Origin of the sequence: uncultured Sphingomonas sp. (assembly GCF_964235535.1) — a bacterium.
In the GTDB taxonomy this organism is placed as follows: Bacteria; Pseudomonadota; Alphaproteobacteria; order Sphingomonadales; family Sphingomonadaceae; genus Sphingomonas.
This window is the reverse complement of record NZ_CAXSBH010000021.1, coordinates 1-24,115: the sequence shown is the minus strand read 5'-3', so window position 1 is coordinate 24,115 and position 24,115 is coordinate 1. Positions and strand designations below refer to the sequence as shown.

The window sequence follows — 24,115 nt, the reverse complement described above, 5'->3', positions numbered from 1 at the left end:
GAGGGAGCGGGCGGCGCTTCCTAGTGCAAGAAGCGCCGCGGCGAAGCCGCGTCGTCGGTCGCAGCGGGGCTGCGCCGGCCGGGCTTGAGCGAGTCAGCCGGCCGTGGCGGGCTGCCCCTCTGCGCCAGGCTCCACCCAGCCGATCGTCCCGTCGCCGCGCCGGTAGACCATGTTGTGGTCACCGGTGCCGGAGTTCTTGAACAGCAGCGCGGACGTGTTGCGCAGGTCGAGCATCATCACGGCATCGCCCACGCTCGCCTCGGGCACGTCCACACGCGTTTCGGCGACGATGAGCGGGGCGTCGGGCGCTTCCTCCTCATCGTGGCGGCCGTCTTGGAACAGGGTGTAACGCGCATTGTCGGAAGTCCCAAGGGTCCCGGCGGTCGCCGTGAGATCGGCCGTGTCCACATGATGCCCTTTTAGGCGGCGGCCGTAACGGCGGAGCTGCTTGTCGATGTGATCGGCCGCGCCATTGAAGGCGAGATGCGCGTCCTGAGCGTCGTGACGGCCCTTGAGCACCAACCCACGCGTGACGTGCGTGACGATGTCGCAGGTGAAGCCGTTATCGTGCGGCCCCTTGCCGAAGGTGGCGTTGGACGAGACCGCGCGGGCGAAATACTTGGTCGCGATCGCCTGGAGACGGTCCTCGACGTGGGTCTTGAGCGCGTCGCCCACATCGACCTGATGGCCCGATACCCGAATCTCCATGAACTCACTCCGTTTCTGTTGTCGTCACCGCGTCGCCGAACGCCAAAGAGGATCGACGAGGGTGGATATGAACGCTCCGTGGGCGGCAAGTTCTCCCGCCGATACCTCGAAAACCCTGACCGGGCGGTCGACCCGCTCGGTAGCGACGGCAGCGGGCGCGGGCGCCGCGGGTGTGTCGGCGAGGAGTCCCAAGCCGATCTGGCGACCGCCGGTCAACTCCACATAGACCTGCGCCAGGAGCTGCGCGTCGAGCAGAGCGCCGTGGAGGACGCGGTGCGAGCGGTCGATGCCGAAGCGCGAGCAGAGCGCGTCGAGCGTGTGCTTGGCCCCGGGATGGCGGATGCGCGCCATGGGCAAGGTGTCGACCATGCGATCGAGCGAAACGGGGGCTCGGCCGCAGCGTTGCAACTCGCCGTTGAGGAAGCCGAAATCGAAGGTGGCGTTATGCGCGACGAGCGGCGCATCCCCCAGGAACGCCAGAAGCTCGTCGGCGCGCGTGTGGAAAAGCGGCTTGTCCGACAGGAAAGCGTCTGTGAGCCCATGCACCGCCGCGGCCTCGGGCGGCATGGCGCGCTCGGGATGGTGGTAGGCGTGGAAGCTGCGCCCGGTCTCGACGCGGTTGACGATCTCGAGGCAGCCGATCTCGACCAGGCGGTCGCCCCGCGAGAAGTCGAAGCCGGTGGTCTCGGTATCGAAGACGATCTCGCGCATCGGAACGATATCAGTCTTTGTCGGGCAGTAGGCAAGCGACCACGCGAGCGACGGCGGCGCGGGTCTCTTCGAGTGTGACATCGGTCGCGATGACAAAGTCGGCGCGGGCGCGCTTGGAAGCGTCGGGCAGTTGTCGGGCGAGTATGGCCTCGAGCTTGGCCGAGGTCATGCCGGGGCGGGCAAGGACGCGGGCGCTCTGGATCTTCGGTGCCGCGGAGACGACGACGATCTTGTCGACGTGGGCGTCGCCGCCGGTCTCGAACAGGAGCGGGACGTCGAACAAGATAAGCGGGGCGTCGGCGTTGGCCGTCAGGAAAGCGGCGCGTTCCTCGCCGACGGCGGGGTGGACGATCGCTTCCAACCGCCGCATCGCCGCCTCGTCGCCCAGCACCGCCTCGGCCAGCGCGGTGCGGTCCACGCCTCTTGGGCCGGTGGTCGACGGGAATGCCGCCTCGATCGCGGCGACGACGCGACCGGCGGGGCCCTGCAGCCGGTGGACGGTGGCGTCGGCGTCGAAGACGGGAAGTCCGGCTTCCGCGAACATGGCGGCGACGGTGGATTTGCCCATGCCGATCGAGCCGGTGAGGCCGATCGTAATCATGCCGTCAGCAGCTCGCGCAACTCGTCGTCGCGTTCGCGCGGGGGCTCGACGCCGAACAGGAGTTCAAAGGCGAGCGCGGCTTGGGCGACCAGCATTTCGAGTCCGTCGACCGTTTCCAGCCCGCGGTCGTTCGCCTGGACGAGGAGGTCGGTCTCGAGCGGGGCGTAAACGAGGTCGTATACGACCGCCTCCTCGGGAAGCGGGGTCAGGTCGATCTCGAGCGGGGGCTGGCCCGTCATGCCGAGCAGGCTGGCGTTGACGAGCAGCGCCGCGGGCGGGAGCGGGGCGGTGAGAGGCAGCGCGCGGCCCTTCAGCCCGAAGGTCGACAGCAGCGCCGCGCCTTTCAGCGGCGTGCGGTTCAGGACCGTGACCGGGCCGACCGCCATCTTGGCCAGCGCGAACAGCACCGCGCGGGCCGCGCCACCCGCGCCGATCACGACCACCGGCTTGCCCGCGAAGTCGAAGCCGGCGATTGGCGCGTAAAAGCCGCCCGCATCGGTGTTGGCCCCGATCAGCGCGCCGTCCTCGGCACGCATGGCGAGGTTGATCGCGCCGATCGTAGTGCGGATATCGCCCCGGTCTTCGACATGGTCGAGCGCGGCGAGCTTGTGCGGGACCGTGACGTTGCATCCGCGCCAGTCCGGATCGGCGCGGCGGGACGCGAAATAAGCGGCGAGATCGGCGGGCGCGACGCGGGCGGCGCGGTAATCGGCGTCGAGGTCGAGCGCGTGGAGCCAGAAGCCGTGGATGAGCGGCGACTTGGAATGGGAGATCGGATCGCCGATCACTTCGGCGTAGGATCGGCCGGGAGCGTAGAAAGTCATGAAAGTCACACCCCTACGCGTACGCGCGCGTCACGCGGGAAGGACGGAGCGGACGCGGAGATAGTCGAGCACGGGCAGCAACGGCATGCCGAGCACGGTGAAGTGCGATCCGACCACGCGCGAGAACAACTGCACCCCGAGCCCTTCCATCCTGTAGCAGCCCACGCATCCCGCGATCGCCGGCCATTCCGACTCGAGATACGCGTCGATGAAGCTGTAGGACAGCGGGCGGACCGACATTTCCGCCGACTCGACGTGACGCCAGACGGGGCGGCCGCCTTCCGCGATCACGGCGGCGCTCCAGAGCCGGTGGACGCGGCCGGACATACGGGCGAGGTGGTTGGCCGCCTGCTCGCGGCTGTAAGGCTTGTCGAGTACCGCTCCGTCGTCGAGCGCGACGAGCGAGTCGCCGCCCAGCACGAGCGCGTCCGGGAACCGCGCGGACAATTTGACCGCTTTCAATTCGGCTAGCGCGTCGGCGAGGTCGCGGGGGCGTTCCCGGCCGAGCGCCGCCTTGGCGGCGTCCTCGTCGACCTGCGGGCTCATCGCCTCGAACGACACCGCGGCGGCGGCGAGCATGGCGCGGCGGGAAAGAGACTGCGAGGCGAGGATCAGCCTCACGCGACGCCCTCGATGCTGTCGGTGGTCCCGCCGCGGTCGTTCAGGAGCGCGATGATCGCCGCGGCGGTTTCCTCGATCGAGCGGCGGGTGACGTCGATCACGGGCCAGCCGTTATCGGCGAACATACGGCGCGCGAAGGCGATCTCGCGGGCGACGGACTCCTGTTCGACATAGCTCGTCTCCGTGGCCTGGTTGAGCGACAGGAGGCGGTTGCGGCGGATGGCGATCAAGCGGTCGGCGCTGGTGGTCAGGCCGACGATGAGCGGACGGCGGAGCGCGTAGAGCGAGCGGGGCGGCGGGCTTTCGACCACGACGGGGATGTTGGCGACCTTGTAGCCGCGGTTGGCGAGGTAGATCGAGGTGGGGGTCTTGGACGAGCGGCTGACCCCTGCGAGCATGATGTCGGCCTCCTCCCACTCGTCCTGACCGATCCCGTCGTCATGCGCGATCGTGAATTGGATGGCGTCGACGCGCGCGAAATAGGCCGCGTCGAGGACGTGCTGACGGCCGGGACGCGCCTTGGCCTGCTGGCCGAGCAGCGCGGAGAGCGCGTCGTTGACGGGATCGAGCGGTGCGACCGCGGGAAGCCCGAGCGTGCGGCAGCGTTGTTCGAGGGTGCGGCGCGTCGCTTGGTTGACGAGCGTGAAGATGACGAGGCCGGGATTCTGCGCGATCTCCTGGAGGATGCGTTCCAGATGCGCTTCGGTTCGGACCATGGGCCAGAAATGGCGGATCGTGTCGACCGCGTCATACTGGGCGAGCGCGGCCTTGGCGATGTTCTCCAGCGTCTCGCCGGTCGAGTCCGACAGGAGGTGGAGGTGGAGCCGTGTCACGTGAAGATAGGGACCGATCTGTGGATAAGCCGGGGACGGGGGGTAGCGGAACCGGCGGTTTCCGCCAAGCGGGCGATCCGCAGTGGACAAGTCCGCGTCGGTCCACAGGCTCGTTCACAGGTGGAGCAATCGTCCACCGGCTGTGGATAACGGGGACGGTCGTCGGACTCACGCGCATCCCCGTGTGGATAACCGCTCGCGGCTGTTGGCAAACCGGGGAGGCCAGCTTAATCCCCGTCGCCAACGCGACCACTATCATCACAACCTTTTTAAGATTTTCTTTAGGTAGAAGAGAGAAGCTCCCGGTTTGCCCACGTCGTTGAAACCGTTGCTCGGCGTGCTGGAAGGTCGACGGCTCGATGTACCGCCCATCTGGCTGATGCGGCAGGCGGGGCGGTATCTGCCCGAATATCGCGCGCTTCGGGCGGAAAAAGGCGGTTTCCTCGCGCTCGCGACCGATCCGGAAGCGGCGGCGGAAGTGACGTTGCAGCCGATCCGGCGGTTCGGGTTCGATGGGGCTATCCTATTCTCGGACATTTTGATGGTGCCGTGGGCGCTCGGGCAGGATCTCAGCTTCGGGGTGGGCGAGGGACCGCGGCTGACGCCGCCGCTGGTGGATCACGCGCTGGGTGCGTTGGAACGGGCGCCCGAGCGGCTGGAGCCGGTCTACGCGACCGTCGCGCGGGTAGCGCGGGCATTGCCTACCGAGACGACGTTCCTGGGCTTTGCGGGGTCTCCCTGGACCGTGGCGACGTATATGGTGAACGGGTCGGGATCGAAGGATCAGGGTGAGACGCGCGCTTTCGCGTACCGCGACGAAGCGGCGTTCGCGGAAATCGTGGGCGCGATCCTGGAACTCACGGTCGAGTATCTCGCCCGGCAGATCACGGCTGGGGTCGAGGCGGTGCAGCTGTTCGACAGCTGGGCGGGGTCGCTCAGCCCCGAACAGTTCGAGCGGTGGGTGATCGCGCCCAACGCCGAGATCGTGACGCGCCTGCGCGAGCGGTGCCCGGGGGTGCCGATCATCGGCTTTCCCAAGGGTGCGGGGGCCAAGCTGGCCGCCTACGCCGCCGGGGTCGCGCCCGATGCGATCGGGCTGGACGAGACCGTCGATCCGGTTTGGGCGGACGGGGCGCTGCCGGCGGGAATGCCGGTACAAGGCAATCTCGATCCGCTCGCTCTGCTGACCGGCGGCGAGACGCTCGACCGCGGCGTGGACAGGGTGCTGGCGGCGTTTCCGGAGCGGCCCCATCTGTTCAACCTGGGCCACGGCATCGGTCAGCATACGCCGATCGCCAATGTCGAACGGCTGATCGCCAGGGTGCGGCGCGACGTGCGGGGCTGATACGGGATGTGGGAGCGGCTATCGGTGGCGTATGACTGGATCAAGGCGGCGCATCTGATCTTCGTGATCTACTGGATGGCCGGGCTGTTCATGCTCCCGCGCTACCTCGTGTATCATCAGGAGAACCTGGCCGACACGGCGGACGCGGCCCGCTGGGTGGAGCGCGAGGGCAAGTTGCGCAAGATCATCCTGACTCCGGCGATGATCGTGGTGCTGGTGCTGGGGGTGGTGCTGGCGACGATGTCGGGGGCTTGGGGGCAGGGCTGGCTGCATGCCAAGCTGTTGTTCGTGGCGTTGCTGCTCGGCTATCACGGATGGGCGATAGGCTACACGCGCAAGCTCGCGGCGGGGAAGCCGACGCTGACGAACAAGCGCCTGCGGCTGGCGAACGAGGCGCCCGCGCTGCTGATCGCGGTGATCGTGGTGCTGGCGATCGTGAAGCCTTGAGGCTTCGGCTTCCCGCGCGACGTGGTCTGGAGTAAGCGAAGATATGGCCACACAACCTGAACTCGTCCTGCTGACTGCGGAACAGTTCCTGCGGATCGATTTCGGGTCGGACGTGAAGGCGGAGCTGGATAACGGCGTGATCCGCATGATGGCGGGCGGCACGGTGGCCCATGCCCGGGTGCAGATGAATCTTTACGGGTTCCTTCGCCGCGCGCTTCGTGGATCGGGGTGTCGTCCGTTCGGGTCCGACATGGCCATCCGCACCCATTCCGGTTCGGTGCGCTACCCCGACGTATCCATCGATTGCGGCGGCGACCGGGACACGTCCGACGAGGCTAAAGCGCTGGACGATCCCAAGGTCGCAATCGAGATCCTCTCGCCGAGCACGCGTCGTGAGGATGAGGGCGTGAAGCTGAGCGAATATCGGCTCGTGCCGACCATCGACACGATCGTTTTCGTCGATCCGCTCGCCGAGCGGATGAGGGTGTTGCAGCGAACCGGGCCCGATGCCTGGTCGGATCGAACGTATCAGGAGCCCGCGGATTTGACGGTGCCGGCGCTCGGGCTGGTTATTCCCCACGTAGAGATCTTCGCGCGGGATTGAGCCCGACCCGCGTCCGCCTTGACGAGCGCGGCGGTTCCTTTTAGATCCTGATGTAACCGCAGGCGGGTCCTCCGTCTTCGCGCGCCAGCTTCGAACACGCGGTCTTTCGCGAACCCGAGCTTTTCCCCGATCCCTTGTCGGCAGACCCCGCATGCATCTCAAAGACCTGAAATCGAAGAAGCCCGCCGAGCTGGTGGGGATGGCCGAGGAGCTGGGCGTCGAGGGGGCGTCGACGCTGCGGAAGCAGGACCTGCTGTTCGCGATCCTGAAAGTGCAGGCCGATAACGGCGACGAGATCATGGGCTTGGGCACGATCGAGGTGCTGCCCGACGGGTTCGGCTTCCTGCGCTCGCCGGAATCGAACTATCTGGCGGGGCCCGACGATATCTACGTCTCGCCCAACCAGGTGCGCAAGTTCGGGCTCAGGACTGGCGATACGGTCGAGGCGGAGATTCGCGGGCCCAAGGACGGCGAGCGGTATTTCGCGCTGGTGCGGCTGATCTCCGTCAATTTCGACGATCCGTCCGTCGTCCGGCACCGGGTCAATTTCGACAATCTGACGCCGCTCTATCCCGAAGAGAAACTGACGCTCGACCAGGTCGATCCGACGGTCAAGGACAAGTCGGCGCGGGTGATCGACATCGTGGTTCCCCAGGGCAAGGGCCAGCGCGCGCTGATCGTAGCGCCGCCGCGGGTCGGTAAGACGATGCTGCTCCAGAACATCGCCAAGGCGATCACGGATAACCATCCCGAGGTGTTCCTGATCGTGCTGCTCATCGACGAGCGGCCGGAGGAAGTCACCGACATGCAGCGGTCGGTGAAGGGCGAGGTGGTTTCTTCCACGTTCGACGAGCCTGCGACGCGCCACGTCCAAGTCGCCGAAATGGTGATCGAGAAGGCCAAGCGGCTTGTCGAGCACAAGCGCGACGTGGTGATCCTGCTCGACTCGATCACCAGGCTCGGGCGCGCCTACAACACGGTAGTGCCGAGCTCGGGCAAGGTGCTGACGGGCGGCGTGGACGCCAACGCGCTCCAGCGGCCCAAGCGCTTCTTCGGCGCGGCGCGCAACATCGAGGAGGGCGGATCGCTGTCGATCATCGCCACCGCGTTGATCGATACCGGCAGCCGGATGGACGAGGTGATCTTCGAGGAGTTCAAGGGCACGGGCAATTCGGAGATCGTGCTGGACCGGAAGGTGGCGGACAAGCGCATCTTCCCGGCGCTCGATGTCGGCAAGTCGGGAACGCGCAAGGAGGAGCTGCTGGTCGACAAGGCCAAGCTGTCCAAGATGTGGGTCCTGCGTCGTATCCTCATGCAGATGGGGACGATCGACGCGATGGAGTTCCTGCTCGACAAGATGAAGGACTCGAAGTCGAACGAGGTGTTCTTCGACAGTATGAATCAGTAGCGCAGGGCGGCTTGCGCCACCCTGGCGCAAGACACGCCCAAGCTCGGCCGGCATAGCGTCAGCTACGACCGACGACGCGGCTTTGCCGCGGCGCGTTCCCCCGCTAAGCGCCTCTGATGATCCTGACCCTCCTCACCGCCGGAGCGGCCGCGGCCACCGCCGCCGCGCCCTCCTTGTCCGAGATGTGGCAGCTCGCCCTCGGCGACTTCGCCAACATCACCGAAGCGTCGCGGCTGACCGCGTTCGGGCAGGTCCTGCTGATCGACATCGTGCTGGCGGGCGACAACGCGATCGTGGTCGGCGCGCTGGCGGCGGGGCTCCCCGACGAGCAGCGCAAGAAAGTGATCCTGATAGGCATCATCGCCGCCTTGGTGCTCCGGATCGGCTTCGCGCTGATCGCGACGTGGCTGCTCGGCATCGTCGGGTTGATTTTCGCGGGTGGGCTGCTGCTGCTGTGGGTGGCGTGGAAAATGTGGCGCGAGCTGCATCACAGCCGCCCGACCGAGGACGGTGTCGAGAATATCCGCCCGGCGCGCAGCTTCGCGAGCGCGGCTTGGGCGGTGGCGCTCGCGGACGTGTCGATGAGCTTGGATAATGTGCTCGCGGTGGCGGGCGCGGCGCGCGAGCATCCGGGCATCCTGATCATCGGGCTGGTGCTGTCGGTGGCGCTGATGGGCTTGGCGGCGAATTTGATCGCCCGGTATATCGAGCGGTATCGCTGGATCGCCTATGTCGGGCTGGTGGTCATACTCTATGTCGCGGGCAAGATGATCTATGACGGGGCGATCGACCCCAAGATCGGGATCACCACGCTGTTCGCGTGAGTGACGGCTCAGGCGAGGTGACGCGCAAAGAACTCGGTGGTGCGCTGGTCGGCTAGGCCAGCCGCCTGTTCGGAGCGACGCCGCCCCATCTCGGCGGCGAACCCGTGGTCCTCGCCGGGATAGTCGTGGATCGTGACGCGGGGATGGTCGTCGAGGCCGGCATGGACCGCCGCCTGCGCGTCCTTGGGGACGAGATGATCCTCACTGGCGATGTGGAGCAGGAGCGCGTTGGCGATGCCATGCTTCTCGCCGAGCAGGCCGTCCAGGCCGACACCGTAATAGCCGACGCTGGCGTCCACGTCGGTGCGCGCCGCAGTCATGAAGGCGAGGCGACCGCCAAGACAGTAGCCGACCACGCCGACCTTGCCGCCGTCCACTCGGATACGGGCTGCGCGGATGGTGGCCTCGATGTCGGCGATACCCTGATTTTGGTCGAAGCGGTTCATCAGGCCGAATGCGCGCTGAAGCTCGGGTTCGACATCCGGATCCAGCTGGACACCCGGCTCCAAACGCCAGAACAGGTCGGGAGCGAGCGCAAGATAGCCCGCCTGCGCCAGCGTATCGCACTTGCGGCGGATGCCTTCGTTGACGCCGAAGATCTCCTGGATGACGATCACTGCGGCGCGGGGAGCGCCGGCTGGTTGCGCGAGATAGGCGTCGAAGCTGGCCGAGCCGTCCGACGTCGCGACGGTGATGCTGGTCATGGGATGCTCCGGGGCTGTTGCGGGCGGGGCGTGTCCGCGCGCATGGTGGCCGTCAATGCCGGGCTCTCCGGCGGCGCTCAAGAGGGTTTCCCGCATGAAGGTCACGATCGATGTCGACATCACTCCCGAGGAGGCGCGGCGCGCGGTCGGGTTGCCGGACTTGACGCCGCTCCATGATCGGTACGTCGCGCGGTTGGGCGAGATGGTGGAGGGCGGGATCAAGCCGGAGATGCTGGAGGGCATGCTCAAGAGCTGGGCGCCGATGGGCGAGGCGGGCCTGACATTCTGGCGGCGGCTGTTCGAGGCCGGAAACGGGGCCGGAGCCAAGCCCGGCCAGTGAGCGATACGATATACGCGCTGTCGAGCGGGCGACCGCCGGCCGCGATCGCGGTAATGCGGGTAAGCGGGCCTGGGGCGCTGTATACGGCGCGGGCGTTGGCGGGCCGATTGCCGGAAACTCGGCGGGCCGCGCTCAGGGCGCTCCGCGACGGCGAAGGACGGCTGCTCGACCGGGCGTTGGTACTGGTGTTCCCGGGGCCGGACAGCGCGACGGGGGAGGATTTGGTCGAGCTGCATCTGCATGGCGGGCGGGCGGTGGTGGCGGTGGTCGAGCAGGCGTTGGCGGCGCTCGGCCTGCGACGTGCGGAGGCGGGGGAGTTCACGCGGCGGGCGCTGGTAAACGGGCGGATCGACTTGGCGCAGGCGGAAGGGCTCGCCGACCTGCTTGCGGCGGAGACGGAGGCGCAGCGCGTCCAGGCGATCGGCGCGGCCGAGGGCATGGTGAGCACGCTGGTTCGGGGATGGAGCGAGCGCGTGTTTGCGCTGTCGGCGGAGGTGGAGGCGGCCCTGGACTTCGCGGAGGAGGACGATGTCGCGGTCGATCTGGGCGATACGGGAAGGGCGGTCGCGGCGCTGCGGGCGGAGATCGAGGAGGTGCTCGCGCGACCGGCGGCCGAGCGGTTGCGCGATGGGCTGCGTGTGGTGCTGGCGGGGCCGCCCAATGCGGGCAAGTCGACGCTGCTCAACCTGCTTGCCGGGCGCGAGGCGGCGATCGTGTCGCCGGTCGCGGGGACTACGCGCGACGTGATCGAGGTGCCGGTTGTTGGCGAAGGTGTCGCGTATGTGCTGGCCGACACGGCCGGGCTGGTCGTGGCGAGCGCGGATCCCATTGAGGCGATGGGGGTGGAGCGGGCGCGGGCAGCGGCGCAAGTAGCTGATATCGTTGTATGGTTGGGCGATGACGCACCGCCGGGCGAGGCGGTGTGGGTTTGGGCTCGGGCAGATGCGGCAGGTCGGGGAGAGCCGCCGGAAGGTGTGGATGTTGTCACCTCCAGCACGCAGCCCGGGACGATTGCGACGTTATGGCGTGTGATCGCGGCGCGGGCGGCTGGATTGCTGCCGCAGGAGGACCGGCCGTCGCTGAATGAGAGACAGCGGGCGTTGGCGGGAGAGGCGGCAGCCGAACTGGTAAGTGAGGACGACCCGTTGCTCCTGGCGGAACGGCTTCGCCAAGCGCGCGTGCTGCTGGCGCGAGTCACGGGAGCGGATGCCACCGAGGCGATGCTGGATGCGCTGTTCGGGCGGTTCTGTATCGGAAAGTAAGTTGTTCCACGTGGAACAACTTTGACCGCATAGGTTAGGGTGAGTATGACGTCCCGATGAGCGACGTAATCGTCATCGGCGGAGGACATGCGGGCGTCGAGGCAGCGCTGGCGAGTGCTCGGCGGGGAGCGACGACGGTGTTCGTCACGATGGACCGGCGGACGATCGGCGCTTTATCGTGCAATCCGGCGATCGGCGGATTGGGCAAGGGGCATCTCGTCCGCGAGGTCGACGCTTTGGATGGGGCGATCGCACGAGCGGCGGATGCGGCCGCGATCCATCACCGGATGCTGAACCGGTCCAAAGGGATGGCGGTGCGGGGCCCGCGCGTGCAGGCCGACCGACGGTTGTTCGCGGCGGCGGTGCGGTCGATGATCGAGGCGCAACCGGGATTGCGGGTGGTCGAGGGCGAGGTCGCGTCGTTGCTGATCGAGGGTGGTGTCGCTGCAGGCGTGATGTTCACCGACAGATCGACGCTGAGCGGGCGGGCGGTGGTAATCGCGGCGGGGACATTCCTGGCGGCACGGATGTTCCGGGGCGATGAGCGGATGGCGGGCGGGCGGATCGGGGAGCGGCCGGCGGGTGCGCTGGCCACTCAGCTTCGCGGCCTGGGGCTGCCGATGGCGCGGCTGAAGACGGGAACGCCGCCGCGACTGGATGGGCGCACGATCGACTGGGCGCGGGTCGCCGAGCAGCCGTCGGACGCCGAGGTCTGGACGATGTCGCCGATGAGCGACCGCCATACGCGTCCGCCGCAGATTGCGTGCGGGGTGACGCGGACCAACGCGCGCACCCATGACGTCATCCGTGCGGGGCTCGACCGCTCGCCGTTGTTCGACGGAGCGATCGTGGCGTCGGGACCGCGTTACTGCCCGTCGATCGAGGATAAGCTCCACCGGTTCGGGGACCGCGAAGGCCACCGCATCAACCTGGAGCCCGAGGGGCTGGACGATCACGTCGTCTATCCCAACGGCATTTCCACCTCGCTGCCGGTCGACGTGCAGGAGGCGATGGTGCGATCGATCGCGGGGCTGGAACGAGCGACCATCACGGTGCCGGGCTATGCGGTCGAGTATGATCATATCGACCCACGTTCGCTCGGGCGGGGCCTGCAGGTGCGGGTAGTGCCGGGACTGTTTCTGGCGGGGCAAGTGAATGGTACGACCGGGTACGAGGAAGCGGCGGGGCAGGGGATCGTCGCGGGACTGAACGCGGCGGCGGCGGCGATTGGGGTCGAGGCGTATCTGCCGGACCGCGCGACGAGCTATCTGGGCGTGATGATCGACGATTTGACACTTCACGGCGTTACCGAGCCGTACCGGATGCTGACCGCGCGGGCGGAGTACCGCTTGTCGTTGCGCGCCGACAATGCCGAGACGAGACTGGGGCCGATCGGGCGACGGCTGGGATGCTTGTCCGACGAACGCTTGCGGCATCTGGACGTGCGCGAGGCGGAGCGCGTGGAGTTCCGCGAGCGGCTGGAGGTGACGCGAACCGCGTCGGGGCTGGCGGCTAACGAAGTCCGCGTCTCGCGCGACGGGGCGCGGCGATCGGCCTGGGGCTGGCTGAGCATCCCGACGGTCGTGCTTCAGGATGTCGCGCCGGGTAGCGAGATCGGCATCGACCCGGACGTGGTCACCGAGATCATCGAGGATGCCCGCTATGCGCCTCACCTCGAGCGGCAGGCAGCCGAGGTGGCGGAGCGGGCGCGGGGCGATCATCCGCTGCCGACCGCGCTCGACTACCAGGCGGTCACAGGGCTTTCGACGGAGATGGTGGAGCGGCTGAGCGCGGCGTCGCCCGACAGCCTAGCCGCTGCCGGCCGAGTGCGCGGCGTGACGCCGGCCGCGCTCACGGCGATTCTGCTGCATGCCAAACGGGCGGACGGACGCCGAGCGGCGTGACGGAGGACGAGGCGCGAGGCTGGGTCGCCGACCGGTTCGACGCGCAGGTCGCGGGCAAACTCGAAGAGATGGCGACGATGATCGCCGACGAGACCACACGACAAAACCTGATCGCACCCTCGACGGTGGCGGGCATCTGGTCGCGGCACATCGTCGACTCGCTTCAGCTTGCCGATCTCGCGCCCGCCGACGGGGCATGGCTGGATATCGGCACGGGCGGGGGTTTCCCCGGGCTGGCGATAGCGATCGTGCGCGATACGGCGGTGCATCTGGTCGAGCCCCGCCGACGACGCGCCGCATTCCTGGAGGAGGCCGCAGCCTCGCTTGGACTGCCGCATGTCACCGTCCACGCCTGCAAGGTGGAGGCGGTCGCCGAGCGTGCGAAAACAATCAGCGCGCGCGCGGTCGGGTCGATTGCGGCGCTTGTGGAAGCGGCCCGGCACGTGGCATCACGCGACACGGTCTGGCTGTTGCCGCGCGGGCGGGTAAGCGCGGAGGAGCTGGCCGGACTGTCCCAGCATGCGCGGGTGTTTCACGTGGAACAAAGCTTGACCGATGCCGAGTCCCAGATCGTCGTGCTGCGAGGCGCGTTCGGCCGATGACGATCATCGCGATCGCCAACCAGAAAGGCGGCGTCGGCAAGACGACCAGCGCGATCAACCTTGCCACGGCATTGGCGGCAACGGGCAAGAAGACGTTAATGATCGATCTCGATCCGCAGGGTAACGCGTCGACTGGCCTCGGCATTGGGCAGTCTCAGCGTTTGCGGTCGAGCTACGACGTGCTGCTGGGGGCGACGACGATCGACGAGGCGGCGATGCGTACGCCTGTGCCATTGCTCGACTTGGTTCCCGCCGTGCAGGATCTGTCGGGCGCGGAAATCGAGCTGGTCGAGATGCCCGAGCGGACTCACCGGCTCGACCGAGCGCTGCAGCGATCTAGGCGAGGATACGACATTGTGCTGATCGACTGCCCGCCATCACTTGGGCTGCTCACGATCAACGCGATGGTGGCGGCGGACTCGCTGTTCGTACCGCTGCAATGCGAGTTCTTCGCGCTTGAGGGGCTGAGCCAATTGCTGACCACCGTCGATCGCATCCGCACCCGGTTCAACCCGGGCCTGTCGATCGTCGGCGTCGCGCTGACGATGTTCGATCGGCGCAACCGGTTGACCGAGCAGGTGTCGACCGACGTCCGGTCGGTGCTGGGACGCGTGGTGTTCGACACGGTGATCCCGCGCAACGTCAAGTTGTCTGAAGCGCCGAGCCACGGGCTGCCGGCGCTGATCTACGATCACCGCTGCACGGGAAGCCAAGCCTATATCGCGCTCGCCCGAGAGCTGATCGGACGCCTTCCGGTCCACGCGCAGGTGGAAGCGGCCGAGTGAGCGAGATCGCAAAGGAGGGGGCGGGCAAGCGGCGCGGGGGGCTGGGCCGCGGGCTGAACGCGCTGCTCGGCGATCTCGCGCGCGAGGAGCCGATCACGGGCGATGGGCGCGACACGTCGCCGGGCGTCCGCATGCTGCCGGTGAGCGCGATGACACCTCATCCGGACCAGCCACGCAGGCGGTTCGACGATGCGGCGCTCGACGAGCTTGCCGCATCGATCGCCGCGCGCGGGGTGATCCAGCCGATCGTGGTCCGGCCGCACGGGCGCGCGTACCAGATCGTCGCTGGCGAGCGGCGGTGGCGAGCGGCGCAGCGGGCTCGGCTGACCGAAGTGCCCGTCGTGGTGCGCGAGTTCGACGACGCCGAGACACTGGAGATCGCGCTCGTCGAAAACATCCAGCGCCAGGACCTGAACGCGATCGAGGAGGCGCTGGCGTATCAGCGACTATCGGGCGAGTACGGACACACGCAGGAGGCGCTGGCCAAGATCGTCCATAAATCGCGAAGCCATGTCGCAAACCTGCTGCGGCTGCTGGAACTACCCGAGAGCGTGCAGGCGATGGTGGTCGAGGGTGCGCTCAGCATGGGCCATGCGCGCGCGCTGCTCGGGTCGCGCGAGGTCGAGGAACTGGCGCGCGAGGTGGCGACGCGCGGACTGTCGGTGCGTGAGACGGAGAAGCTGGCGCGAGGCGCGAAGGGCGCGCCCGAGCGGCCCTCACGCCCGGTCGGCGGCGGGCCGAAGAGTCCGACGCCGGCCGCCGACGGCGATGTCGCGGCGCTTGAAAACCAGCTTGCCGACCTGCTCGGCCTCTCGGTCAGGATCGCGCACGGGGAAAGCGGCGGTACGCTGACGCTTGGCTATGCGACGCTCGATCAGCTGGACATGGTATGCCAGCGGCTGACGGGCGAGGGAATTTGAGCGAGGCGGCTACTCGACGAGCGGTTGGGTAGGACCCTCCTGATCGCGCTCGGGATCGCAGGCACGCTGTATGTCACGGCGACGGTCATGCTGTTCGGCATGCAGCGAAGGTTGATCTATCCCGCGTCTCGCGCGGTCTTCGTCTCGAAAGAAGATCCGTCGCCGTTCGAGGAAGCCCGGCTAGCTACGACCGACGGACTGAGGCTCCGCGCACTTTATCGGCCGGCCGTCGGGATGCGTCCCGTAATCGTCTTCTTTCATGGCAATGGCGACGACTTGGGTGGCGCGATCATGGCCACGCGCGCGTTGGCGACGGAGGGCTATGGGCTGCTGTTGCCGGAATATCGGGGCTATGGCGGGAACTCCGGATCGCCGAGCGAGGAAGGCTTGTACCGCGACGGCGCGGCCGCGATGCGGTGGCTCGCCGATCGAGGCGTACGGTCCGCAAATGTCGTGATCGTCGGCAACTCGCTCGGCTCGGGTGTGGCGACCGAGCTGGCCACGCACCATGAGGTCGCCGGGTTGGTGCTGATCTCGGGCTTCACCAGTCTCGCCGACGTGGCGGCGTCGCAGATGCGGTTCTTCCCCGCGCGGCTGCTCATCCGCGATCGATATGAAAATGCGGCCAAGCTGGCGCTTGTCGCCGCCCCGACGCTCATCCTGCACGGGGGACGCGACGGCCTGATCGCGCCAGCTCACGGGGCGAAGCTGGTAAAGGTCGCACGGCGCGGCGAATTCGAATTGGTGCCCGAGGCTGGGCATGAACTCGCCTACCTGCCCCGGTCGCAATCGGCGATCCTGCGCTGGCTTCAGTCGATCGGTCGTTAGAGACGGCGCGTATCGCCGGAAGATAACCTACCAAGGCGTTAGTCGGCGTCGACGATCATCAGCTGTGACGGGAACGGGCTTACCAGATCGCCGAGTTCGCCGCTCAGCCAGCGCTGCTCGTCCTCCTCATGTAGCAAGACGGGCATCGCCTTGGGGTGAATCGGGGCGACGAGGCTGTTGGGTTCGCAGGTCAGGAAGGCGTAGGCGCGCGCGTCGTCGCCAATGGGTCGCCAGATGCCGGCAAAGCTGGTGATCGGGCGCGAGGGGACGGTGAACCAGTGAAGCGGTAGCTTGCCGTCCTGCCCTCGGGTCTGGCCGTATTCGCTGAAGGCGGTGAAGGGAACGAGGCAGCGGCGCGCGGGATCGGTGAGCGCATTACGCCAAAAGCCGCTCTCCAGGTTGCGGACGTTGGTGACGCGCTTTTCCAGCATTTTGGTCTTGCCGGGGGTCTGGAACGGGAACCCCCAGCTCATGACGTCGAGGGTGCGGGCGCCGTTGTCTTCGCGCACGACCAAGGCCGGGCGGTCGGGGAACAGCTCGGGGGGTGGAATGTCGAGCACCTTGGGCGGCAGGTCGAACCCGTAGCGGGCCGCGAGTTCGGACGAATCGGCGGTCATGCGGTAGCGGTTGCACATGTCAGCGACGCCTCGCCTGGGCGCGGGCAATCGTTTCGACGGCCCGTTCGGCGAGGACGGGGCCGGCGTTGCCCGGGGCCATGATCGCGCGCTCGGCGGCGCGGATGTGGGTAAGGGCGCGGGCGAGTTGGTCAGCGGGCCAGGCGCGGAGCGCGCGCGCGGTGGCCTGTTCCTCGCGGAAGAAAACGCGGTGGCGCTTCATCACGGCGTCCACGGTTTCGCCCGCGTCGAGATCGGCGCGCATCGCCGCCAGGCTGAGTAGGCGGCGCTGGAGTTGACGGAGCCAGGGGATGGGCGAGACCCCCGCCTCGCGCAGGCGGGCGAGCTCTCGGCCCAGCGCGGCGGGTTCGCCCGCGAGCACGGCATCGACGAGGCGGTCGGCCTCCGCTTCACCCCGGTCGGCCGCGAGGTCATCGAGCGCCTGGGAGGTGAGGTCGGCGGGGCGGTCGGCGGCGGCGTCGAGATAAAGGGCGAGCTTTTCGAGCTCGCGGACGGCGACCGCGGACTCGCCGCCGCTCGCCGCGATCACGCGGCGGAGCAGGAGAGGGTCGGCGCGAAGGCCGAGCTCGCGTGCGGTCTGGGCCAGTTGGCGTTCGAGATCGGCGGCGCTCGGCGGGTAGCAGGCAAAGGCGAGCGCGTCGCGCCCGTCGAGCGCGAGCTTGACGAGCTTCGAGGTGGCCTTGGCCGTGGGGGCGATGGCGAGGACGGGGTTGCCCGCGCGTTCGGCTTCCAGCAGCGCGGCTATAGCGGGAACCGACTCCTCGCCGGCGCCGGTGACGCGGATCCAGCGCTTGTCGCCGAACAGCGACATCGACGCGGCCTCGTCGGCGAGGCGGGCGGGGTCGGCTTTTAGCGCCGGGCCGTCTAGGTCGACGCGCTCGGCCCCGTCGCCGACCGCGCGGCCGAGGCGGGCGGCGAGATCGTTCGCCAGGCCGGCGTCGGGGCCGTGGAGCAGGATCAGGCGGTGGCGGGGGTTGTCGAGCGCGGCCCTGATCTGGCCGGCGTTGGCCTTCACGCGGCGGCCTTCACTGGGCGGCCTCCAACCGCGGGTTGGCGCGAGCGTAGAGTGCCAAGCGGGCGACGATCTCGTCGGCGACGATCAGCGACAGGCGCTCGAGCGCGGTATTCTCGGCGGCGATGGTGGCGTATTCGGACTGCACCACGTCGATGCCCGCGTCCGAGCCTGCGGTGGCGTCGAGCACGACCGAGCCGTCGGTGAGGTCGACGAGCTGGTAGCGGGCGCGGACCGAGCGACGCTCGCGCGTGACGGCGTCGTCGCGGCGGATGCCGAGACCGGTGATCGCGTCGTCGAGGCGGACGTCCAGGCGGTAGCGCGCGCTGCCGCCATCCCCGAGGCGATCGCGGAGCGCGTTGGCCATCAACCAGCCCGCGCGGCCCTCGATCGCGGCGATCTCGACGGGGCCGAGCGCGGAGGCGACGGGGCCGCTCGCGCCGCCCGCATAGAGCGGCTTGAGTCCACAGGCGGGGAGCGCGAGCGCGAGGAGGATCACGAACCGCTTCATGCGACGAGGTTCACCAGCCGATCGGGAACGACGATGACCTTGCGGGGGGCCTGGCCGCCGAGGAACTGGACGATCTTGTCCGAGGCGAGCGCGGCGGTCTCGACCTCCTCGCGGGGTAGGCCCTTGGGGAGGACGAGCGTGTCGCGGAGCTTGCCGTTGATCTGGACCGCGATCGTCACCTCGTCGGCGACCAGGAGCGCGGGGTCGATTTCGGGCCACGGCGCGTCGGCGATCAGGCCGTCCTCGCCAGCGGCGTCCCAGGCCTCCTCGGCGAGGTGCGGCGTCATGGGAGCGACCAGCAGCATTGCGGTTCGGACGGCCTGCGCGCGGGTGGCGGACGCCGGGGCTTTCTCGATCGCGTTGACGAGTTCGTAAAGCTTGGCGACGGCTTTGTTGAAGGCGAGCGCCTCGATGTCGGCGGCGACGCCGGCGATCGTCTGGTGGAGCTTGCGGGCTAGCTGCTTGTCATGGCCTTCGCCGCCGTGCGTGTCTGCGAACAGGCGCCAGAGACGTTGGACGAAGCGCCAGGCACCTTCGATCCCGGCCTCGGACCAGGGCAGGTCGCGTTCGGGCGGGCTGTCGGAGAGCATGAACCAGCGAACCGCGTCCGCGCCGTATTGGTCGACGATGGGTTCGGGGTCGACGGTATTCTTCTTCGACTTGGACATCTTCTCGATGCGGCCGACCTCGACGGACAAGCCGGTCGAGCGTTCGACGCCATCCTGCACCTCCTCGGGGGAGAGCCAGCGGCCGTCGGCTGAGCGGTAGGTCTCATGCGTCACCATGCCTTGGGTGAACAGGCCGGCGAAGGGTTCGGCGACGTCGAGGCGGCCGATGCGACGGAGAGCGCGGGTCCAGAAGCGGGCGTAGAGGAGGTGAAGTATCGCATGCTCGACACCGCCGATATACTGACCGACGGGAAGCCACCGTTCGGCCGCCGCCTTGTCGAAGGGTCGGTCGCCAGGCTGGCTGGCGAAGCGGATGAAGTACCAGCTGGAATTGACGAAAGTGTCGAGCGTATCGGTCTCGCGCCGGGCGGGGGCGGCGCAGGAGGGGCAGGCAACGTGCTTCCAGGTCGGATGGCGGTCGAGTGGATTGCCGGGGACGTCGAACGTCACGTCCTCGGGCAGGATGACCGGCAGTTGGTCGTGCGGGACCGCGACGGGGCCGCAGGCGTCGCAATGGATGATCGGGATCGGAGTGCCCCAGTAGCGCTGGCGCGACACGCCCCAGTCGCGCAGACGGTAGACGGTGGTGCCGACGCCCCAGCCCTCGCTCTCGGCGCGGGCGATGACGGCGCGCTTGGCGGTCTCGATGTCCATGCCGTCGAGGGAGCCCGAGTTCACGATGAGGCCGGGGCCGGTATAGGCGTTCTCGCCGGCGAAGTCGGGGGCGGTCTCGTTACCCTCGGCGACGACGCGGCGGACGGGCAGGTGGTATTTGCGCGCGAAGTCGAGGTCGCGTTGGTCGTGCGCGGGGACGCCGAACACAGCGCCGGTGCCGTATTCCATCAGCACGAAATTGGCGATGTGGACCGGGAGCCGCCAGTCGGGGTCGAACGGGTGGGCGGCTGTAATACCGGTGTCGAAGCCCAGCTTCTCCTGCGTGTCGAGTTCGGCGGCGGTGGTGCCGCCGCGCTTGCACAGCTCGATGAAGGCGGCTGCTTCGGGATTATTCGCGGCGGCCGCTTGGGCGATCGGGTGGTCGGGGGCGACCGCGACGAAGCTCGCGCCGAAGATGGTGTCGGGGCGGGTGGTGAAGACTTCGACACTTTTAAGCCCCTCCTCTTTAGAGGAGGGGTTGGGGGAGGAGAACGCTGGTCGAGGGGTATCCTGGTTCTCGCTTGCAGCCGGCGTTCCCCTCCCCAACCCCTCCCCTGAAGGGGAGGGGCTTAGAAGGAACCTGAAGCGCAGGCCTTGGCTCCGGCCGATCCAGTTTTCCTGCATCAGGCGGACCTTGTCGGGCCAATCTTTCAGGTCGCCCAGGCCTTCGATCAATTCGTCGGCGAAGTCGGTGATGCGCAGGAACCACTGGGAGAGCTTGCGCCGTTCGACGAGGGCGCCTGAGCGCCAGCCGCGGCCGTCGATGACCTGTTCGTTGGCGAGCACGGTGCGATCCACCGGGTCCCAATTGACCGCCGATTCCTTGCGGTAAACGAGGCCCGCCGCGAAGAGATCGAGGAAGAGCGCCTGTTCGTGGCCGTAATAGTCGGGCTCGCAGGTGGCGAGTTCGCGGCTCCAGTCGAGCGCGAAGCCGAGGCGTTTGAGCTGCGCTTTCATCACGGCGATGTTGGCGCGGGTCCAGCCGCCGGGATGGACGCCCTTCTCCATTGCGGCGTTCTCGGCGGGCATGCCGAACGCGTCCCACCCCATGGGGTGGAGCACCTCGTGCCCCGTCATGCGGCGGTAGCGCGCGAGGACGTCGCCCATGGTGTAGTTGCGGACATGGCCCATGTGGATGCGCCCTGACGGATAGGGGAACATCTCGAGGACGTAGCTGCGCGGCTTGGCGGAGTTATCGTCGGCCGCGAAGGTACGGCGTTCGTCCCACACCGATTGCCAAGCCGCATCCGCCTTCAGCGCGTTGAAGCGTGACGTCATGAGGTCGGGATCAGCTCGCCATCGCGCCGCGGCGCAGGTCGCGGGCACGGGTGAGGATGATCTCCTCCAGCTTCTGGACGGTCGCGGCCTGGACGGGGGCGGCGACCCATTGACCGCCCTGGGCCACCTGACGGATCGCGGCGACGCGAAGCGCATCGGCGCGCAGATCCTGGTCGAGGATGGTGACGGTGACCTTCATCCGCTCGGTCGGGGTCTGCGGGTTGGCGTACCAGTCGGTGACGATGACGCCGCCGTTCGAATCCGTCTGGACGAGCGGCATGAAGGACAGCGTGTCCAGGCTGGCGCGCCACAGATACGAGTTGACGCCGATCGTCGTGACCTTGGACGCGGCGAGGTCGGCGGTCGCGCCACCCCGCCCGCTCCCACAGGCAGCGAGAGGGAGCACCACGCCGATCAGCAACGGCGCGAGCAGGAGGCGGGATGGGCGGATCATGGGCGGCGGTCCTGGAAAGCGGGTATTTGCGCTCGCTCTACTAGCGCGGTTCCGGAGCCGCAAGGAGCGGGCTGGCGACGCAGATTGTGTGGGGATAGCAACAGTTGGGCGAAAAAAGGGCGCGGCGCGAACGCTCCAAGCTATTGGTGCTTGGAATTGCCGGCGCGGCGCAACAGGTGTTGAAATGTGAAAATCGGGAGCAACAGGGGCCGCATTATCGCGGGAGCCGTCGCCGGGGCGCTTGTCGCCGCCGGGGCCGTCGCCCTGCCTGCGGCCGCTGCGAGCGAGCAGACCCGTAGGATGGTGAAGCGCGCGCCGGCGCGCGGTGCCGGCGCGTTCACGCCGTCTTCGGCCGACCCTCGGTTGGCGGCGTTGTTCGCGCGGGGCGGGCTGGAGGCGCGGGGTTTCCGCTTCACGCCCGCCGAGGCGAAGAACAGCCGTGAGGTGACCGTCGCGGTGCGCGCACGGGCGAACCGTCCGGATGCGGACCGCACGGCCGCTACATCACCTGCGGTGGGCTTGGCCCCTATCGCGTATAATCTGGGTCTAGCAGTTGGCTGGCGGCGGTTCGCGCTGTCGGGCGACATCGCCAAGGTCGAGCTACCTGGGCGGCTCGGCGGGCGCGAGTCGGCGGAGGTCGGCGTGAGCTATTCGCTGCCGCGCCTGACCGCGCGTGTGAAGGCGGGCGCGGACCGGGCGGCAGGTAGCGGGCCGCAGTTGGTTGCCGGGGAGCGGAGCTATTCGCTCGATGTGGGCAGCTCCTATTCGCTGACTCGCAATCTGGATGTGACGGCGGGGGTCCGGTACCGGACCGACCGCGAGCGGATCGCGCGGCTGGACGATCGGCGGGACAGCCAAGCGGTTTATTTAGGGACGGCTTTTCGCTTCTAGCGCGGCGCGGCGCGGCTTGCGCCACGCTGGCGCAAGACTCGCGCAAGCTCGGCCGGCGTAGCGTAGCTGCGACCGACGGCGCGGCTTTGCCGCGGCGCTGCTGCGGGTGGCGGTGCTCCCCTCGCAAGCGGTCCTGCCCTCACCCTGGCGCTATGCGCCTGTCCCTCTCCCGCGAAGGCGGGAGAGGGTAGATAAGTGCGTCGATGGCCGCCCATCCTGAAAAGCCAAGCCACTGCGATGCTCTGAAACGCCGCTCCGTCATCCCGCCGAGTGCGACCAGCTTCACCCCCAGCCCCCGCCCGATTGCCGCCGCCCCGGCTGCGCCGATCGCCTTTGCCCCTGAGTGCGAGCGCGTCGGGAACACCGGTGACACGAACAGCAGGTCAGCCCCGGCCCGCGCGCCCGCTATTGCTTGTCGCCGGTCGTGCGCAGGCCAGGTCCGCACCCCCTTGCCCTTGGCCGTCCCGTGCACCCCGTCCGCGCGGCCGACGCGCGCGGGCCGTGCGACCACCAGTACCAGCCGACGCGCTCGGGCGATCCGGCGTACCTGCCCCAACAGCGTGCGGCGCTCGCTGTCGGCGAGCATGTAATGCCGGAATACAATGCCCGACCCGGGCGGCAACCTCAGCAGCGTCGGGATCAGCGCGTCACCCATCCGCTCGTCGGTCATGAGCCACCGGGCGGGGTATCGGGCACGCATCGGCGCTTCTATAGGGCCCGGGATGACGGCTGGCATCAGGTTGAGCGCGATCACCGACCGGATTGCCAGGGCGGCGACATCGGTCGGACGGCCCGTGGGCGGCGTGACGCTGGTCGCAGTGTCGAAGACGCACGCGGCGAGTGCGATCAGGCCGTTGCTGGAGGCGGGGCAGCGCGATTTCGGCGAGAACCGGGTAGCGGAGACGGCGGAGAAATGGCCCGCGCTGCGGGACGAGTATCCGGACGCGCAGCTGCATCTCGTCGGGCAATTGCAATCGAACAAGGCGGACGAGGCGGTGGCGCTGTTCGACGCGATCCATTCGGTCGACCGGCCCTCGCTGGTGAGCGCGCTCGGCAAGGCGATGGACCGGGCGGGGCGGCGGCCGGATTGCTTCTTGCAGGTCAATATCGGCGACGAGGCGCAGAAGGGTGGGTGCGGGATCGCGGACCTGCCCGCGCTGATCGCCCAAGCGCGAGCGGCCGAACTGCCGGTCGCGGGGCTGATGTGCCTGCCGCCCGCCGGGCTGGAACCCGCGCCGTATTTCGCGCTGCTCGCCAAGTTGGCGCGCGAGGAGGGGATAGCAGGCCTAAGCATGGGGATGTCGGATGATTTCGAAACGGCGGTCATGATCGGCGCCAGCCATGTGCGCGTCGGGTCGGCGCTGTTCGGAGCGCGCGCATGAGGTTCGCCGCCGTGCTGTTCGATTTCGACGGGGTGCTGATCGAGAGCGAGTATGTCGGCAACCGGCAGATCGCGGGATGGCTGACGGCCAACGGGCATCCGACGACGGCCGAGGAGTCGATGGCGAATTTCATGGGCTATTCGGGGGCGGATTTCCGGGCGCGGCTGGAGCGGTATATGGGCCGGGCGCTGCCGCCCGAGTTCGACACCGCGCGGCTGGCGGAGGACGAGCGGGTGATGCGCGACGGGATCGAAGCGGTCGCGGGCGCGGTGGCATTCGTCGAGGCGCTTCCCCGCGATCTACCCAGGGCGGTGGTCTCGTCGAGTTCGACGCGGTGGATCCGGCGGCATCTGGAGCAT

General features: G+C 68.2%; 28 protein-coding genes. 15 read left to right on the top strand and 13 right to left on the bottom strand.

Annotation, left to right across the window (positions count from 1 at the left end; all coding sequences use genetic code 11):
• Positions 1-93: 93 nt before the first annotated feature.
• The 6 genes from hpf to ACFE7F_RS08395 are packed head-to-tail and all read right to left on the bottom strand — an operon-like array spanning position 94 to position 4,298.
• Complete coding sequence (gene hpf, locus ACFE7F_RS08420; RefSeq protein WP_375403406.1) at positions 94-708, bottom strand: ribosome hibernation-promoting factor, HPF/YfiA family; 615 nt, start codon at positions 706-708, stop codon at positions 94-96.
• Positions 709-732: 24 nt separating this feature from the next.
• Positions 733-1,419 carry a DNA polymerase III subunit epsilon gene (gene dnaQ, locus ACFE7F_RS08415; protein ID WP_375403405.1) on the bottom strand — a complete coding sequence of 229 codons (687 nt, stop codon included), beginning with the start codon at positions 1,417-1,419 and terminating at the stop codon, positions 733-735.
• 10 nt (positions 1,420-1,429) lie between these two features.
• A complete protein-coding gene (coaE, locus tag ACFE7F_RS08410) occupies positions 1,430-2,020 on the bottom strand; it encodes a dephospho-CoA kinase (RefSeq protein WP_375403404.1) in 591 nt (196 codons plus the stop codon).
• A complete protein-coding gene (locus ACFE7F_RS08405) occupies positions 2,017-2,844 on the bottom strand; it encodes a shikimate dehydrogenase family protein (RefSeq protein WP_375403403.1) in 828 nt (275 codons plus the stop codon). Before ACFE7F_RS08405 ends, coaE begins: the two co-directional genes overlap by 4 nt.
• Positions 2,845-2,874: 30 nt before the next feature.
• The gene (locus tag ACFE7F_RS08400; protein ID WP_375403402.1) at positions 2,875-3,465 is read right to left on the bottom strand and encodes a Maf family protein; all 591 of its coding nucleotides are present in this window, start codon (positions 3,463-3,465) and stop codon (positions 2,875-2,877) included.
• Complete coding sequence (locus ACFE7F_RS08395) at positions 3,462-4,298, bottom strand: pyruvate, water dikinase regulatory protein (RefSeq protein ID WP_375403401.1); 837 nt, start codon at positions 4,296-4,298, stop codon at positions 3,462-3,464. The genes ACFE7F_RS08400 and ACFE7F_RS08395 overlap by 4 nt, the downstream gene beginning before the upstream one ends.
• 307 nt (positions 4,299-4,605) lie before the next feature.
• On the opposite strand from ACFE7F_RS08395, the gene hemE reads away from it, so the two are divergent.
• The 5 genes from hemE (at position 4,606) to ACFE7F_RS08370 (ending at position 8,926) form a co-directional block, all read left to right on the top strand.
• Positions 4,606-5,643, top strand: coding sequence for a uroporphyrinogen decarboxylase (gene hemE / locus ACFE7F_RS08390; RefSeq protein WP_375403400.1), 1,038 nt, complete (start codon positions 4,606-4,608; stop codon positions 5,641-5,643).
• Between the two features lie 6 nt (positions 5,644-5,649).
• Positions 5,650-6,090 carry a CopD family protein gene (locus ACFE7F_RS08385; protein ID WP_375403399.1) on the top strand — a complete coding sequence of 147 codons (441 nt, stop codon included), beginning with the start codon at positions 5,650-5,652 and terminating at the stop codon, positions 6,088-6,090.
• Positions 6,091-6,133: 43 nt separating this feature from the next.
• Positions 6,134-6,694, top strand: coding sequence for a Uma2 family endonuclease (locus ACFE7F_RS08380; RefSeq protein WP_375403398.1), 561 nt, complete (start codon positions 6,134-6,136; stop codon positions 6,692-6,694).
• Positions 6,695-6,845: 151 nt separating this feature from the next.
• Complete coding sequence (gene rho / locus ACFE7F_RS08375) at positions 6,846-8,102, top strand: transcription termination factor Rho (protein WP_375403397.1); 1,257 nt, start codon at positions 6,846-6,848, stop codon at positions 8,100-8,102.
• A gap of 116 nt (positions 8,103-8,218) precedes the next feature.
• Complete coding sequence (locus ACFE7F_RS08370; RefSeq protein WP_375403396.1) at positions 8,219-8,926, top strand: TerC family protein; 708 nt, start codon at positions 8,219-8,221, stop codon at positions 8,924-8,926.
• An 8-nt stretch (positions 8,927-8,934) separates the two neighbouring features.
• Here the strand turns inward: ACFE7F_RS08370 and ACFE7F_RS08365 are convergent, their stop codons facing one another.
• On the bottom strand, positions 8,935-9,630 hold the full coding sequence (locus ACFE7F_RS08365) for a dienelactone hydrolase family protein (RefSeq protein WP_375403395.1): 696 nt from the start codon (positions 9,628-9,630) through the stop codon (positions 8,935-8,937).
• A 94-nt stretch (positions 9,631-9,724) separates the two neighbouring features.
• Between ACFE7F_RS08365 and ACFE7F_RS08360 the strand changes: the two genes are divergently transcribed.
• The 7 genes from ACFE7F_RS08360 to ACFE7F_RS08330 are packed head-to-tail and all read left to right on the top strand — an operon-like array spanning position 9,725 to position 16,271.
• Positions 9,725-9,970 carry a DUF6489 family protein gene (locus tag ACFE7F_RS08360; protein WP_375403394.1) on the top strand — a complete coding sequence of 82 codons (246 nt, stop codon included), beginning with the start codon at positions 9,725-9,727 and terminating at the stop codon, positions 9,968-9,970.
• On the top strand, positions 9,967-11,232 hold the full coding sequence (gene mnmE / locus ACFE7F_RS08355) for a tRNA uridine-5-carboxymethylaminomethyl(34) synthesis GTPase MnmE (RefSeq protein WP_375403393.1): 1,266 nt from the start codon (positions 9,967-9,969) through the stop codon (positions 11,230-11,232). The genes ACFE7F_RS08360 and mnmE overlap by 4 nt, the downstream gene beginning before the upstream one ends.
• 56 nt (positions 11,233-11,288) lie before the next feature.
• Positions 11,289-13,136, top strand: coding sequence for a tRNA uridine-5-carboxymethylaminomethyl(34) synthesis enzyme MnmG (mnmG, locus tag ACFE7F_RS08350; RefSeq protein ID WP_375403392.1), 1,848 nt, complete (start codon positions 11,289-11,291; stop codon positions 13,134-13,136).
• The gene (rsmG, locus tag ACFE7F_RS08345) at positions 13,133-13,738 is read left to right on the top strand and encodes a 16S rRNA (guanine(527)-N(7))-methyltransferase RsmG (RefSeq protein WP_375403391.1); all 606 of its coding nucleotides are present in this window, start codon (positions 13,133-13,135) and stop codon (positions 13,736-13,738) included. Before mnmG ends, rsmG begins: the two co-directional genes overlap by 4 nt.
• Entirely contained in the window at positions 13,735-14,523 is a 789-nt protein-coding gene (locus tag ACFE7F_RS08340; RefSeq protein WP_375403390.1) for a ParA family protein, read from the top strand. Before rsmG ends, ACFE7F_RS08340 begins: the two co-directional genes overlap by 4 nt.
• Positions 14,524-14,528: 5 nt before the next feature.
• Positions 14,529-15,443 carry a ParB/RepB/Spo0J family partition protein gene (locus ACFE7F_RS08335; protein WP_375403431.1) on the top strand — a complete coding sequence of 305 codons (915 nt, stop codon included), beginning with the start codon at positions 14,529-14,531 and terminating at the stop codon, positions 15,441-15,443.
• Between the two features lie 24 nt (positions 15,444-15,467).
• Positions 15,468-16,271, top strand: a complete 804-nt coding sequence (locus tag ACFE7F_RS08330; RefSeq protein ID WP_375403389.1) for an alpha/beta hydrolase — start codon at positions 15,468-15,470, stop codon at positions 16,269-16,271.
• Positions 16,272-16,309: 38 nt separating this feature from the next.
• On the opposite strand, the gene ACFE7F_RS08325 is transcribed toward ACFE7F_RS08330, so the two are convergent.
• From ACFE7F_RS08325 to ACFE7F_RS08305, 5 genes are read right to left on the bottom strand one after another with little or no spacing between them, the layout of a single operon-like run.
• Complete coding sequence (locus ACFE7F_RS08325; RefSeq protein ID WP_375403388.1) at positions 16,310-16,906, bottom strand: SOS response-associated peptidase; 597 nt, start codon at positions 16,904-16,906, stop codon at positions 16,310-16,312.
• A 1-nt stretch (position 16,907) separates the two neighbouring features.
• Entirely contained in the window at positions 16,908-17,921 is a 1,014-nt protein-coding gene (gene holA / locus ACFE7F_RS08320; protein WP_375403387.1) for a DNA polymerase III subunit delta, read from the bottom strand.
• A gap of 10 nt (positions 17,922-17,931) precedes the next feature.
• Positions 17,932-18,429: an LPS assembly lipoprotein LptE gene (gene lptE, locus ACFE7F_RS08315; protein WP_375403386.1), complete on the bottom strand. Its 498-nt coding sequence runs from the start codon at positions 18,427-18,429 to the stop codon at positions 17,932-17,934.
• Positions 18,426-21,029, bottom strand: a complete 2,604-nt coding sequence (gene leuS, locus ACFE7F_RS08310; RefSeq protein WP_375403385.1) for a leucine--tRNA ligase — start codon at positions 21,027-21,029, stop codon at positions 18,426-18,428. The genes lptE and leuS overlap by 4 nt, the downstream gene beginning before the upstream one ends.
• Before the next feature lie 10 nt (positions 21,030-21,039).
• Entirely contained in the window at positions 21,040-21,483 is a 444-nt protein-coding gene (locus tag ACFE7F_RS08305; protein ID WP_375403384.1) for a DUF3576 domain-containing protein, read from the bottom strand.
• Positions 21,484-21,783: 300 nt separating this feature from the next.
• On the opposite strand from ACFE7F_RS08305, the gene ACFE7F_RS08300 reads away from it, so the two are divergent.
• On the top strand, positions 21,784-22,374 hold the full coding sequence (locus ACFE7F_RS08300; protein WP_375403383.1) for a hypothetical protein: 591 nt from the start codon (positions 21,784-21,786) through the stop codon (positions 22,372-22,374).
• Between the two features lie 139 nt (positions 22,375-22,513).
• Here the strand turns inward: ACFE7F_RS08300 and ACFE7F_RS08295 are convergent, their stop codons facing one another.
• Entirely contained in the window at positions 22,514-23,074 is a 561-nt protein-coding gene (locus ACFE7F_RS08295; RefSeq protein ID WP_375403382.1) for a thiamine phosphate synthase, read from the bottom strand.
• A 22-nt stretch (positions 23,075-23,096) separates the two neighbouring features.
• Here ACFE7F_RS08295 and ACFE7F_RS08290 point away from each other — a divergent pair, with 22 nt between their 5' ends.
• Both ACFE7F_RS08290 and ACFE7F_RS08285 read left to right on the top strand, forming a co-directional pair.
• A complete protein-coding gene (locus ACFE7F_RS08290; protein ID WP_375403381.1) occupies positions 23,097-23,756 on the top strand; it encodes a YggS family pyridoxal phosphate-dependent enzyme in 660 nt (219 codons plus the stop codon).
• On the top strand, positions 23,753-24,115 hold a 363-nt coding region (locus ACFE7F_RS08285; RefSeq protein ID WP_375403380.1), incomplete at its 3' end, for an HAD family hydrolase. The genes ACFE7F_RS08290 and ACFE7F_RS08285, both read left to right, overlap by 4 nt.